This is a genomic window from Candidatus Liberibacter americanus str. Sao Paulo (genome assembly GCF_000496595.1).
In the GTDB taxonomy this organism is placed as follows: domain Bacteria; phylum Pseudomonadota; class Alphaproteobacteria; order Rhizobiales; family Rhizobiaceae; genus Liberibacter; species Liberibacter americanus.
Map to the genome: position 1 here is coordinate 604,256 of NC_022793.1, position 14,713 is coordinate 618,968.

The window sequence follows — 14,713 nt, forward strand, 5'->3', positions numbered from 1 at the left end:
ATGCCAAGACTTCTTCTGATTGATCCTTCTAATATTATTAGGAAGGTTGGTAGGAAGCTTTTTAGTGATTTTGGTTTTATTGCTTTTGATTTTTCTAATTTATATGATGCCAGAAAGTTCTTTATTGAAGAGCCATTGCCAGACTATATAATTATTGATGAATCTATAGAAGGTGTTTTGGAATTTATTGCAGATGTAAGGAAAATGCCTTTGGGAGCTAATGTTTTCATTTATTATTTGCTTGTTGAAGTTGACTTTGAAAAGATGATAGCAGGAGCTAAAGCTGGTGCAAATAGCTTTCTATTAAAGCCATTTAATCGAGAAACCCTCAAATTTGCTATGAAGACTATTCCTCAGATGCAGCAATTATAAATATCATTAAAATTCATATTTTAATATCTAATATATTAAAAACTAAAATAGTTAGTTCGTACCTTCAAAGTATTAAGCATTGTATTAAATTGAGGGAAACAAATGATCTTGCCCCCCCCCCATTTTATTTTTATGCATGTATCTCAGGCTATTTGTTCTAGATATTCTGGTGACTGGCTATTTACTTCATATTCCCGTAATACATAGCCTCTACCCCATACAGTTTCTATGTGGTTTTTACCATCTGCAGCACTGCTTAGTTTCTTACGCAGTTTGCATATAAACACATCAATAATCTTCACTTCTGGCTCATCCATACCATCATACAAATAATTTAGGAACATTTCCTTTGTCAATGTAGTGTTCTTGCGTAAGGAGAGTAATTCCATCATTTGATATTCTTTTCCTGTAAGATGGATTCTATGTCCTTTAACTTCTACATTTTTGGTATCAAGATTAACTACTAAATCACCTGTAACAATTACTGATTGAGCATGTCCGCGAGATCTACGTACGATAGCATGTATTCTTGCTACTAACTCACTTTTATTAAGAGGTTTCCCTATGTAATCATCTGCTCCTGACTCTAGTCCTCTTACTTTATCATCTATACTGGACATACCAGATAGTATGCAAACAGGAGTAGTAATTTTTGCTGCTCTTAATGTTCTTAGTACTTCGTACCCGGATATATCTGGAAGATTGATATCAAGAAGGATTATATCGTAATCGTAAATCTTGCCCAAATCAACGCCTTCTTCACCTAGATTGGTTACATAGACATTAAAATTTTCTGATTTCAGCATCAGTTCTATACTGTGTGCTAAGGCGCTATCATCTTCTATAATTAGAACCCGCATTAACAATCTCCCTCTTTATTTTACCACCTTAATTGCAACCTAGTTACACTGTCAACTTTATTATATTATATTATATTATAGCGTAACTGACATTTTTGTCATCGGCTGACTAATTCGCTCAATGATTGAAAAACTAGCAAGGAAGAATAACTATTTTATAACCTATAATCTGTCTTCATATCTTTTTGCAAAACAGAAAAACTCATATCTTCACAACCGATAATTATTTTTTAGTATTGTTTATCCACTCATAGTATAAATTATATCCTTTATTTTCATTAAAAATAGTTTTATTTACCACCTTTTAATTTTGTAACCCTATTATTAACCATGCTCGTAAATGAAAGGTTACTATTTATGCATTTATATGAGATTAGTGTTAATTTTTTTTAATATTTATAAATATTTATAATTCTATACCTGATTGAAAAAATATTTATCGTATATTGGAGTATATATAATGGAATCGCAAGAGCAAAAAGAGCGTTTGAAAGATTTTCATCTAAAGGATAAGCAACGTCAATTGCAACAATTGCGTGCTACCATTTCGTCGTTTAAGTGTATAGTAAATGATTTGGAAAAACAAATTGCTATAGAAGAAAGAAAATCAGGAATTTATGATAAAGATCATTTTACATATCCTATTTTTGCTAAATCTGCACGTCAAAGAGTAGATAACCTCTTAATTTCTATAAGAGATCTGTTGTCGAAGCAAGAAAGTTTGGAAGATGACTTGCAAAATATTAAATCCAACAGTGAACCTCATATTGCATCTGTATAGATTGTTAAATATTTTTCAAGTGACACCATATTAGCTTTATTTTACAAGTGCTATTTTGAAATTACTACTTTATCAACTGATAATTTATAAGTATATTATTACCTTTTGGAATTGAGTAATATATTAAATGTAATTTATCTATATTTTTGTATTCTAGTTGTGCGTAGTCCATCTAGTCCGTATTGTGTAACAGATGATTGCCATGAAAGGAATTCTTCCACAGTAAGGTTATAAATCTGACATGCTTCTTCAAGGCTTAATAGTCCGCCCTGTACTGCTGCTACTACTTCTGCCTTTCTTCTTACAACCCAACGTCTTGTGTTGGGCGGAGGAAGATTCGCTATAGTAAGAGGGCTACCATCTGGTCCAATTACATATTTTATACAAGATTGTAATCTTTCAGTCATCATACTCTCTAAATCAACTCTAAATACCTATTACTTCTTTATTTATATACATATTATAATATTAAGTTTAATGAAGAACTAATTTATTTATATAAAAATTTATAAAATTATGAAAAATCACATGTTTTATTAGATGTATTAAATTTTTTACAATATATGACTTATTTTATTATAATTGACAAAAAATATTTTTTTGATTGATAATTGACATTTTTCCATTTCGTTTATACTCATATTTAGAGATGATTGACTTAATTCTTATTAATTCTAGATAATAATTTATAATAGTGTAATTAAACAAATTAATGTATGATTTGGCTTTTAGATATCTAGAATAAGTGTATCACTGTTTAGTATGTTTCTTACATTGTATTATGCATCTTACATCTACTTATATTTACTATAGATAACCTTTTAATATTAGTTGTGATAATAAAATAATATGTGTTATTCATTTGTTTTATGAAAAAAACCAACCTAAAGAGTATATTAATTCTCGTTATACTGGTATATAAATATAAGGATGCCATAAACAAGTGATTCAATTTGCAATATTATTAGTTTTAAATAAAAATTGTGCTTGTTTTTTATATAAGATATCTATGGATGTTTTATATACTATATACTAGGGAGTGGAATAAAATATTATGTCGTTATTTATACCTAAAGTAAGATTTTTGAAAAAAAACATTAATAATATTTGGTATTCATTATTTGCGATATATCCTATTGCCGTTGTATCTTTTTTCAACTCTAGTAAAGCTTATCGATATATTGATGGTGTTGGGATTAATATTCTAATATATGTAATTCTTGCATGGGGGCTGAGTATTTTGGTTGGCACTACTGGGTTACTAAGCCTTAATTATATTATTGCATATGCTGTAGGTGCATATTCTTATACTATATTAGGCATTTGGTATGATATTTCTCCATTATTGTTGTTGCCTATATCTGCATTAATTGCAGGTCTATCTGGGGTGATTTTAGGGCTTCCTTCTCTCATATTACGGGGTGATTTATTTGCTTTGATCACATTTACTATGACTGAAATTTTTCAAACCTTTCTGACACAAAAGAAAGTATTGACTGGTGGTAAAAGCGGTATTTATCTTCCTGATCATTTGATGTTTCTAGGACTAAAGATTAAGAGAGTTATGGGCTTTTTAAATTTGCCATACTCATCGTTGTATTTTAAGATATTTTTATATTACATATTGTTGGCCTTATGTTTTTTATCAGTATGGATTATATCTAAATTTCGATCTTCCTATACTGGAAGTATTTTGAGAAATATTAGAGATAATCACAAGTCATTTTTCAAATTTAATACAAATGTTGTTTCTGCAAAATTATCTGCCTTTATTGTCAGTTCTATATTAGCAGGTGCTTGTGGTGCCTTATTCGCAACTACTCATGGATTTATTGCTCCAAAGTTTTTTAATAATTCTGAATCTTTGATTGTTTTATCTTTTGTTATTCTTGGAGGTATGACTTCGTTTTATAGAATAGCAGGAGTGGTTATCGTTTTGATATGTAGTATAGAAATTTTTTGTGGAGTTAATTTGTTAGGGACTTTATTGAAATTTGATTGTTCTGTTGATGTACGCCATAGAACTTTAATGATTGTTTCATTGTTTTTAGTCGTAATTGTTAGATCTTATTCTTTAAGCAGATTAAGACATCCTTCTCCTTTTTTAGAATCAAAAAGATGAATTTATATTAAAGTATTATTTTGAAAGATAGGAGGAGATGATTTTAGTTTATTTGTGACTTTTAATCGAACTAAACATTAATTAATGTTTAACAACTTCTATATCTTTATAAAACGGTATATGTCTTTATGAATAATTGATGTTTTTATATGGATATCTTTGTTGCTTTCCTCTTAATAAGTTTTTACTATTAGATAGTTCTATCTTATTATTCTGAAAAATAATAAAATGTAATTTTATTTTTGCATATAAGTGTAACATTTGATTTTTTATTCATAATGTATTTGGAGTATTATAAACCATAGTTATAGCTTATGTAATTTTTTTAATATATACTTTGGAGGTTATTTTACTATACTTTTGCAAATTATAAATGTTGTTTTTTGATCGCATTTTAGAGACTTATTTAAATTATTTGTTTTTATAGGCGATATGGTTGATAGTTTGATTGGGGATTGGATTAAATATGCAGGTTATTGAAAATGTTTCAGATGGTCTAAAAAGAGAATTAGATATAATTTTATCATCAGATCAATTGATTGATAGTTTTAATGAACGTCTTGAAGATATAAAGAGTAAGGCTAATATTAAAGGTTTTAGACCAGGGAAAGTTCCTCTTTCCCATATTAAATCCATGTATGGAAAATCTATTCTATCTGAAATAGTTGATGAAACAATTAAAGAAAAAGTCCCTGATATCCTATCAAAAAGAAATGATAGAGCTGCAATGCAGCCTAATATTGTGATTAATGACGGCCAAGAAGATGTATTATCGCTTTTATTACAGGGATCTGTTGATTTAAAATTAAGTTTATCTTATGAAGTTATGCCTGAAATTGAGATACAGCCTTTTGATGATTTAGTAATAACTCGTGAAATTTGTGATATTGATCAGAGTGAAATTAATAAACATGCTCTTGAAATTGCAGAAAATAATAGATCATTTGAGGTAAAAGATGGAGTTTCTTCTGTCGGTGATAGGATTACTATAGACTATAATATTGCAGTGGATGATATGGTTTTAAAAGATCATTCCAAAGAAAATTTTCAATTTATTTTAGGATCTGACGATATTTTCTCTATATCAACTGATTCTTTTGTCGGGACAAAAGTTGGTGATAGTAAAAAAATTGATTTTTCTTTCCCTGATGATTATTACGTTGAGAGCTTGGCTGGGAAAAATGCTATCTTTAGCTTTTCTATAAAGAAAATCGAATTTGCTGATCCTGCTGTCGTTAATGATGATTTGGCAATTAGACTAGGTTTGGAATCAGAAAGTAAGATGATAGAGATGGTATCTAAGCAACTTAATCATCGAATTGAAATGATCTCTCGACAAAAAATCAAACGTCAGATCCTAGATTATTTAGACAATAAGTATCAGTTTGATGTTCCTGAATCTCTAGTAAATGCTGAATATAATAGTATTTTGCAACATGTTAAGTCTGAAATTAGTGCTTCTGGGCAAAATATTGAAGATAATGATGTGTTGAAAGAGGAGGATTTGCGAGATTATAAAATATTAGCAAATCGTCGTGTTCGTTCTGGTATCGTTTTGGGAACAATTGGCTCAAAGCAAAGTATACAAGTTACAGATGATGAAATGAAGTCAGCTATATCTCAACATCTTCGTCGTTTTCCAGGAAGAGAAAAACAAATGATTGAGTATTTTCAGAAAAATAGTAGTGCCATAGATTCTATTCGTGCTCCAATATTTGAGGAGAAGGTCATTGATTATTTTATATCTGAAGTAAAAATAGTAGATAATAAATTAAGTATGAAGCAGTTTTTATCTAATCCTCATGGAATAAGCGATTATTTTTCTCAAGATGAAGATTCAAATAAGTCATCTTGATTGAAATATGCCCCCTGATATTACTTATAATAATCGATGATATTTATGATTATCCTTATTAATAAAAACTAATTTCTATATAGAAATTAGTTTTTATTATCTATATTTACTTCTGTGTTTCTGATAGAGCGGGGATATAGTTTAGTTTTATATTCTTGCTTATTTCCAAAGCATCGTCTATTTTGCGGGTTTTGAAATATGGTATATGGCCGTAAAATATTGAAAGTTGTTTATCGGCATTTGCTTTTTGATCTTTTGATATAAAGTATAGGTAGAGATAGGATGCCAATCCTGCTCGGTCTGCTCCGGATTTGCAATGTATTAGAAGGGGTTTAGGAGTTTCTTTTAGTAATGTAATAAGTTTTATTATCTCATTTTCATTCAATCCTTTAGGTATTGAGATAGGGAAGTTTATCAATTTTATTCCTAGTTTTTTAGAAATAGTTTCTTCCTCTTTATATAGTATATTATCATTTAAATTGCGAAGATTTATGATAGATTTTATGCCATATTCATCCCAAAGGTGCTTTATAAATTTAGCATCTGGTTGTGCAGAACGGTATACAACTCCAGGCTCTACTACATGGAAATTTTGTGAGTGATTGAGCCTTATATATAAAAATATTCCTAATGATATAAGAGATATAACCAATATGGCTAATATACCCATCAATATCTTTTTAATTGTGATTGTATTTTTCATGATATGCTAAACCTTTTTAATGTTAGTTTTGCTTATAATTAAAGTATTGTATATAACTATAAATTAATTTAAGTAGCTAATCAAATTATTCGTAATCCTTTAAAGCTTATAGTATTATTTTTCCCGACAATTATATGATCATGAACTTCAATATTGAGATGATTAAGTGCTGATATAATGTTTTGAGTCATTCCAATATCAGCGCTAGAAGGTGTTGGATTGCCGCTTGGATGGTTATGAACAAGGATTATAGCGGTTGCAGAAAGTTCTAAGCAGCGACGTACAATTTCACGTATGTATACAGGTGTATGATCAACTGTTCCTTTGGTTTGTAACTCGTCTGCGATTAATATATTACGCTTATTTAAGAACAATATGCGAAACTGTTCGCGCTCTTCATGGGCTAGTGTCACTTTGCAATAATCAATCAGAGTTGGCCAAGAATCAAGGACTTTTCCATTGATGATTTTTTCTTTTAAAATTCTTTGAGATGCTATTGATATTAAATTGAGATCAAGTGCAACATTTTTGCCAATTCCTTGAATTTCTTGCAAAAGATTTATTGGAGCTCCAAATACACCTCCTAATATATTAAAGCGTTTTAGAAGTGCTTTAGCTACCGATTTAGTATCTCTGCGTGGAATAAGTCTAAAAAGTATTAATTCCAATATCTCATAATCTGCTAATGAAGCTTCTCCTACTTTAAAGAAACGATCTCTTAGACGCTTACGGTGTCCAATATGATCTATTTTAGTCATATTTGAATGATTTGCGTTAGAATTTATCATCATTAAAACTTTTAATTATAAAATATTTTTATTAAATAGAGTATGGATTATGGCTTACCTAATCCATTTAGAGATGATGTAAAAATTTCACATCCTGTTTTTGTAACCCCGACTGTATGTTCATATTGTGCTGATAAAGATTTATCTCGAGTGACAGCAGTCCATCCATCTGATAATACTTTGACATTGTGAGATCCCAAATTTAGCATTGGCTCTATCGTAAAAACCATACCTTCTTGAAAACTAATATCATTAAGGCAATATTGATCATAGTAGTGAAGAATTTCTGGTTTTTCATGAAATGATTTACCTATTCCATGTCCACAAAAATCTTTGACAACAGAGCAACGTTGACTATGTGCATATTCCTGTATTGCTTTTCCTATATCTGAAATTTTTCCGTTTGGCTTTACTGCTTCTATTCCCTTATAAAGAGATTCATAAGTTGCTTGTAGAATCCTTTCTGCTGCTCGTTTTATTTTCCCAACAGGGTACATTCGGCTAGTATCACCGTGCCATCCGTTTAGAATATAGGTTACGTCAACATTAATAATATCTCCCTCAAGTAAAGATTTATTTGAAGGTATTCCGTGGCATACAACGTGATTAATGGAAGTGCAACACGATTTTCTATAACCTTTATAATTGAGTGATGCAGGTATTGCATTGTTCTCTATGCCGAAATTGAAAACAAAATCATCAATTTCTTCAGTAGTTGTTCCTGGTTTGATTATGGTTGTCACAATATCGAGACATCTTGCTGCCAATTTACAGGCTTCGCGTATTCCCTGAATTTCTTCTTCTTTGTAAATATTAATGGCTTCTGTTTTTTGCAATAAAAAAGATGATAACATAAAATATTTTACTCGTTATAAAAGACTGTTAAAAGATAATTAATAAACACATATTGATTTCTGTCTCTTTTAACTTATATAAATCAACATCTATGAACACTTAAAAACATAGTTTAATCTTCTTTATAATTTATCTACATAGGATTTATTGATAGATTATATAATAATACATATCATCCATTATTATATATATCTTTATGTATAATGGAAGAATTTTCTTTTCATTTTTATTGTTATATATTGATCAAATATAAATTTAATTATTGAAAATAACAGATATCAAGTGTTTATATATGTCAAATATATTAGATGTTTATTGAGTTTCTTTGTAGATAATAAGTTATATTATTAATGATTAAATCAGCAAAAATTAACAGATGTATCAAATTAATTTGCTGATTTAATTTTTTGATAGATATTCTTTATAAGCCATTATTTTATTATATTAGATCCAAAGAGGATCGACTTTTTACATAAGTAATTATGGATTTTAATTTTTTTTTGAATTTGAATAAGTGATAATTTCTTGTATTTTACGATTATGATGTAATTGTAATATATTGCATAATATTAGGATATTTTAGATTTAATTAAATATATGATTGGATATAATTGGAGTATGATAATCCTATAAATTGCATAAAAATAGTATTTTTTCCATATTAATGAAATATTAGTGTATAATTTAGGTTAATATTTTAAAATCAAGAGTTTTACTTATTATTTTTATTGTCATAAAAGTTTGTTTCTATTAGGGAAATATGCTGGTAATTTAAATAAATATTTTTTACACTAATGTGATTTTTAATTTTTATGTCAGATTAATATTGATGCTGTTTTTTTTTAATTTTATCATTTTGTATTCGTTTAATTGCCTAATAATGACCTAAATACTGAGTTAATTATATGAAAGACGTTTTAAAAATTGGAGTTGCAGGTCTTGGTACAGTAGGATCTTCATTAATAAAGCTGATCCGAAGTAATGTTGATCGTCTTAGGATCTCATGTGGTTCTTTAATTGTTATTTCTGCTGTTAGTGCGCGTAATAGAAATATTGATAGGGGGGTAGATATAGTCAATATCGAATGGTTTGACGATCCTTTAGATATGGCAGAAAAAGCAGAAATCGATGTTTTTGTGGAGTTAATTGGTGGAGATGATTATTTTTCTTACGATTCTGTGCGGGCCGCTTTATCTCGAGGAATCCATGTTGTGACCGCCAACAAGGCCTTATTGGCTACTTATGGTACAGATTTGGCTTTGATAGCTAAAAATAATGGTGCTATTTTAAATTTTGAAGCATCAGTTGCTGGTGGTATTCCTGTAATCAAGGTTTTAAAAGATTGTTTAGCATGCAATGAAGTTACACGTATTTATGGAATACTGAATGGAACCTGTAATTATATTCTTTCACATATGGAAAAAACGGGATTAAATTTTATCGATTGTTTGCATGAGGCCAAAGTATGTGGTTATGCTGAAGATAATTCAAAATTTGATATAAATGGGGCTGATTCAGCGCATAAATTATCAATTTTATCTGCAATAGCTTTTGGCTTAAATACATCTATTGATGGCATAGATTATGAAGGAATTTCTGATATTACTATTGATGATATTGATGCCGCTTCCAATTTTGGTTATCGTATCAAACTTTTGGCGAGTGTCCAGCGCATAGGTAGTAGTATCATAAGAAGAGTATACCCTGTTATGTTGAAGTCAGATACCGATATTGCTTTGGTTGATGGAATAACTAATGCAGTGGTAATTGAAACGGATATTTTGGGAAAATTGGTAATGATTGGTTCTGGAGCGGGGGGTAATCCAACTGCTTCTGCAGTATTAAGTGATATTTGTGATATTGCTAAATTTAATCTAAGAAGTTCTTCATCATTGTTTTTAGAAAGATCTATGTCTTCTTCCGATAATTTACAATTAAGTAATATGCATGAACAGGAAAAGGAATATTTTATTCGTCTTAAGATACTTAATGCTGATGGTGTTTTAGATAAAGTTATTGCAAGAATAACTGAAAAGAATGTTTCTTGGCGTATATTAACTTGTCCACATGATGATAGAGATCCCCAACAGTGTTCTGTTTTTATTATAACACATCCCATGTTGGAATTATTTGTTCGGAATGCAGTAAAACATGTTAGTGAAAGCAGTGATGTGATATGTTCTAAAGTGATTTGTATTGAAAATTTTTAATATAAATATCCTATATATTATCTAAAAAAAATTACAGCAGGATTATGTGATAGTTTTTAATTGAAAACAAAGGTTAATTTTGTCTGTTATTATAAAATATTAAAGAATATTGACACAGTATTTATATCTTAATGTGTGGTGATTTCTATTATGTATTAATTGTTATATTTTTATTTTTTAATAAATAGCTTGTTTCTTATTGTATTGCTTTTCTATATTAATATTTTATAACTGCTATAATTTTTTTAATATATATCATACTGGTGAAGCATCTAATACATGTATTTGAGCATATTTTTTTCCTTTATAGTAATTAACACATAAACGACCTGCTATATGCATTAATTCTCCGCAAGATTTAATTAAGAAATCTCCAAGAGGGGTGCCATATACGCGAAAAGCAATCCCTTTAATAGTCGATGAATCTTGTGATTCAAAGATCATTTGGATGTGATCTAATTTAACAATGCGAACATTCTTTAGCCTGTGAAAGGGAAATGCAAAAACAGGATTAGGATTGCTAGATCCATAAGGTCCTGCTGTTTCTAACATATCAATTAGTTCTACATTTACTGCGGATGCATTAAGAGCGCCATCTATTTTTAAAATTGGAGTTGCTATTAAATTGGGTATAATATCTTCTGCAAATTTATGAAAGAAATTTTTCAATCGGTTTAAATTTGTTCGTTCTACGGTTAATCCTGCTGCCATAGCATGTCCGCCGCCTTTTATTAAAAGTCCTTGTTCAACTGCTAGTGAAACCATTTTCCCGATATCAAATCCATCTATAGATCTTCCTGAGCCGATTCCATTGCCATTAGGACTAAATGAAATTGCAAAGGTTGGTCTATTGAACTTTTCTTTCAATCGTGCTGCAATTAAACCAACAATGCCAGGATGCCAACCATCTCCTGTTACAACTATGATAGAAGCGCCTGAAATATCTTTATATTCCTCCATAACTTCGGATTCTGCCTGTTCGAGCATTGCAGATTCCATAATACGACGGTTCTGATTAAGAACATCTAATTTCATAGCAAGTGCTTCAAGTTCTTTCTGATCATTTGATATCAACAAACGGCTTCCAAGATTTGCTTCTCCGATTCTTCCTCCAGCATTGATACGTGGACCTATCATAAATCCCAAATGTTCAGCTGTTATAGGCTCAGAAATATTGATACATTCAATTAATGCTTTAAGTCCTGGATTGCATTTTTTACGAGCAACTATCAATCCTTTTTTTACATATGCTCTATTTAATCCAATTAAAGGTACAACGTCACATATTGTTGCAAGTGCGACAAGATCTAATAGAGACAATAAATCAACGTGTTCCATTGGTATTTTTTTATCTTGTCGCAGAATGCGACAAATAAACACAAGAACTAGGAATACGACCCCAGCTGCACATAAATGTCCTTGATTAGATAAATCGTCCCAGCGGTTTGGATTTACTAAAGCATAAGCAAATGATGTTTTTGTTTCCATTTGATGATGATCAATAACTATGACATCAATCCCTTTATTGGCAGCAAATTGAATAGCATCTTGACTGGTAGAGCCACAATCTACTGTAATTATAAGCGTTGCTCCTTCTGATATTAGCTTTTCAATTAATTTAGGAGTAGGGCCATATCCATCTAAGATACGATCTGGAATATAATTATTAGAATTAATTCCAAGATATGAGAAAAATCTAGACATTAAGGCGACTGAGACAGCTCCGTCTACATCATAGTCACCAAAGATTGCTATATTTTCAGAATCATAAATCGCTTTAACAATACGATATGATGCTTTTTCACAATCTGTTAGCCTTTTTGGATCTGGCATCAACATTCGCATGCTAGGATTAAGAAAATCTTTAGCTAAATCGCTAGTAACATGGCGGGCAGATAGCACACGAGCGATAATATCGGGAATTTCGTGAACTTGAGCAATTTTTAGAGCCTGATTAATTTCATCTTGCCCTAATAAAGATAGCCAACGTAATCCAGAAATAGAACAGTCTACACTTAAAAAAGACCGACAAGCCATCATTTTCCCTATAATAACATACTATTAGAATATGCTATAAATCTAATCAAAATAATATCGATAAATCGTATATAGTTAGATCTATATCTGCAAGATTATAAAACTATGGAGAGGTATTTTATATATATTATGAACATGAAAGTACATATTTTTCTTGAGTTATAAGTAATATAATTATTAAATATAGATTATTTTACAGTTTTTTATATAATATTTATCTGGAATTTTGATTATACTGATACTTGTATCTTCCAAATGATTAAATATCAGGGAAATAGAATACAGGAAAGCTGTTAATTTCAAAGATATTTAGGGATGCTCAAATCAAATTCAAATATTCTTTTAGTTTATAATGAAAATTTATATAAGCGGTTGTAGATTTGATTTTAAATCTTATTATTATCAGATATCGCAGTATGCTTTTAGAATAATCATATATGAATAATATTATGAATATCTTATCAATATTTTATTATTTGATTTATGTAAGGTGAAGAAGTTGAAGGCATCATTGTAAAAATAAAATGCAGGTTTTTTTAGTTTATAGTGTGCAACTTTAGTATTATATATTACCAATTTGCTATCATATTTATAAAAGAAAATTAAAATAAATATTTGCATTTACGATGGTACGCCCTAGGGGAATCGAACCCCTCTTTCCAGAATGAAAATCTGACGTCCTAACCGATAGACGAAGGGCGCTTAACATTAGATATCATCTAATAGATAATAACGTATAATGCAAAGATACATCTCTTGTATATTAAAAAAATAATTTAATTACAAGAATTCTCTGTTATTTCACAGATATTTTATATTTTTTTAAAAATAGTGGTTTAATTATTATATAAAAAAATATTTGTATCTATATATTTACTGAATAAACTGCTGTTAATTTAGTGAGATACAATGTCTGCTTAATATTAGATTGCGTAAATAACACGCTTTTCATTGTTTAGTATTAGTTTTATATCTAGTAAAATAATCCATTTACATTAAATTATTCTCACAATAGGCATTATTAATTATGAAAATAAAATATGATTTTATAATGTTTAGTCATTACTTATAGTATATGAATATTAATTTATTATTTTTGATGTAAAGGTTGTAAAGGTTTTCAATCTAAACTATACTATGGCAGTTTAGTGCAACTTAATTGGATATAATTCAGGTGCTGTTTTGCTGTTATTGATTAGTTTCTTATATGTAATTAGTGATGTTTATAGCTGTTTTTAGCATGATTTCCATATTATGAGAGATTATTGCTGGTTAAAATGCGGTTTGGTTTATACATTTTATGTCTTAGTAATCATAACCAGGCTTTTTTTATTACATGGTAATCATATAACTGAAGGTTAGTGAATGGTTCTTTATTATTCGCGTATTCCTTTTGGTATGCTAGCGTTCCTGAAATATTAGATAATTTTATTTGAATTAATCTGATAGAGAGAAGGAGATCGGATAATAGTGGCTACTAAAGATAGTGTGAACATTACTTCCGAATTAACTGAGATCAGTGGTGTTGTAAAGTGGTTTGATATCATCAGAGGCTTTGGTTTTATTTCTCCTAGTGATAGTCATAAACATATAGGTGATATCTTATTGCATGTAACTTGTCTTCGTCGAGATGGATATCATACTATTTCAGCAGGTGATATTATAACTTCTATGGTTCAAAAAGGTGAGTGCGGTTATCAAGTTTTTAAAATTTTATCTATGGCAAAATCTGTATCTCGTAACGTTTTAATGTCCCCTGATGGTGAAATTAGTAATGAAACCTTGCATATGCGAGGCATTCTCCCTGCAGTTGTTAAATGGTTTGATCGTTCAAAAAAATTTGGTTTTTTGGCTGTAAAAGGGATTGAAAAAGATGTTTTTATTCATATAGAAACTGTCCGCAAGTGCTCATTGTCGGGGATATATCCCAAACAAGCCGTGTTTATCAGATTAGATAACGGAGCAAAGGGACCAACTGCTGTTGAGATATATCTTAATACATCTCAATCCTATGCTTAAACATAAAATTAGCGAATATTTTAATATTCTTATAAGTGTTCCAAGTTATAATTTGATACTCTACTACTACTGTGCTAATCTATTACTATATTAGTCTATAATGGTATTTAA

12 protein-coding genes and 1 tRNA gene are annotated in these 14,713 nt (G+C 29.5%); 6 read left to right on the forward strand and 7 right to left on the reverse strand.

Annotated elements, in window-relative coordinates; translation table 11 throughout:
• Complete coding sequence (locus tag LAM_RS02595) at nucleotides 1–372, forward strand: response regulator (protein WP_007557268.1); 372 nt, start codon at nucleotides 1–3, stop codon at nucleotides 370–372.
• Between the two features lie 143 nt (nucleotides 373–515).
• Here the strand turns inward: LAM_RS02595 and ctrA are convergent, their stop codons facing one another.
• The gene (gene ctrA, locus LAM_RS02600) at nucleotides 516–1,232 is read right to left on the reverse strand and encodes a response regulator transcription factor CtrA (RefSeq protein WP_007557267.1); all 717 of its coding nucleotides are present in this window, start codon (nucleotides 1,230–1,232) and stop codon (nucleotides 516–518) included.
• Between the two features lie 460 nt (nucleotides 1,233–1,692).
• Between ctrA and LAM_RS02605 the strand changes: the two genes are divergently transcribed.
• Complete coding sequence (locus LAM_RS02605) at nucleotides 1,693–2,013, forward strand: hypothetical protein (RefSeq protein ID WP_007557266.1); 321 nt, start codon at nucleotides 1,693–1,695, stop codon at nucleotides 2,011–2,013.
• A gap of 134 nt (nucleotides 2,014–2,147) precedes the next feature.
• Here LAM_RS02605 and sciP read toward each other — a convergent pair whose 3' ends face one another.
• Nucleotides 2,148–2,420 (reverse strand): CtrA inhibitor SciP, encoded by a 273-nt coding sequence (gene sciP, locus LAM_RS02610; RefSeq protein ID WP_007557265.1) that lies wholly within the window; start codon nucleotides 2,418–2,420, stop codon nucleotides 2,148–2,150.
• Nucleotides 2,421–3,067: 647 nt separating this feature from the next.
• Here sciP and LAM_RS02615 point away from each other — a divergent pair.
• Complete coding sequence (locus LAM_RS02615; protein WP_007557264.1) at nucleotides 3,068–4,135, forward strand: branched-chain amino acid ABC transporter permease; 1,068 nt, start codon at nucleotides 3,068–3,070, stop codon at nucleotides 4,133–4,135.
• A gap of 466 nt (nucleotides 4,136–4,601) precedes the next feature.
• Nucleotides 4,602–5,990, forward strand: coding sequence for a trigger factor (gene tig / locus LAM_RS02620; RefSeq protein WP_023466270.1), 1,389 nt, complete (start codon nucleotides 4,602–4,604; stop codon nucleotides 5,988–5,990).
• Between the two features lie 106 nt (nucleotides 5,991–6,096).
• On the opposite strand, the gene LAM_RS02625 is transcribed toward tig, so the two are convergent.
• The 3 genes from LAM_RS02625 to map all read right to left on the reverse strand — a co-directional run bounded on the left by LAM_RS02625 (nucleotide 6,097) and on the right by map (nucleotide 8,335).
• On the reverse strand, nucleotides 6,097–6,693 hold the full coding sequence (locus LAM_RS02625) for a dual specificity protein phosphatase family protein (protein WP_007557262.1): 597 nt from the start codon (nucleotides 6,691–6,693) through the stop codon (nucleotides 6,097–6,099).
• A gap of 80 nt (nucleotides 6,694–6,773) precedes the next feature.
• A complete protein-coding gene (gene radC, locus LAM_RS02630) occupies nucleotides 6,774–7,481 on the reverse strand; it encodes a RadC family protein (RefSeq protein WP_007557261.1) in 708 nt (235 codons plus the stop codon).
• Nucleotides 7,482–7,528: 47 nt separating this feature from the next.
• Entirely contained in the window at nucleotides 7,529–8,335 is an 807-nt protein-coding gene (map, locus tag LAM_RS02635; protein ID WP_007557260.1) for a type I methionyl aminopeptidase, read from the reverse strand.
• A gap of 906 nt (nucleotides 8,336–9,241) precedes the next feature.
• Between map and LAM_RS02640 the strand changes: the two genes are divergently transcribed.
• Nucleotides 9,242–10,546 (forward strand): homoserine dehydrogenase, encoded by a 1,305-nt coding sequence (locus LAM_RS02640; RefSeq protein WP_007557259.1) that lies wholly within the window; start codon nucleotides 9,242–9,244, stop codon nucleotides 10,544–10,546.
• Nucleotides 10,547–10,801: 255 nt separating this feature from the next.
• Here the strand turns inward: LAM_RS02640 and recJ are convergent, their stop codons facing one another.
• Together recJ and LAM_RS02650 are read right to left on the reverse strand one after the other, a co-directional pair.
• A complete protein-coding gene (gene recJ, locus LAM_RS02645; protein WP_007557258.1) occupies nucleotides 10,802–12,583 on the reverse strand; it encodes a single-stranded-DNA-specific exonuclease RecJ in 1,782 nt (593 codons plus the stop codon).
• Nucleotides 12,584–13,210: 627 nt separating this feature from the next.
• A tRNA-Glu gene (locus LAM_RS02650) sits at nucleotides 13,211–13,285 on the reverse strand.
• Between the two features lie 768 nt (nucleotides 13,286–14,053).
• Between LAM_RS02650 and LAM_RS02655 the strand changes: the two genes are divergently transcribed.
• Nucleotides 14,054–14,602: a cold-shock protein gene (locus LAM_RS02655; protein WP_007557257.1), complete on the forward strand. Its 549-nt coding sequence runs from the start codon at nucleotides 14,054–14,056 to the stop codon at nucleotides 14,600–14,602.
• Nucleotides 14,603–14,713: the final 111 nt, after the last annotated feature.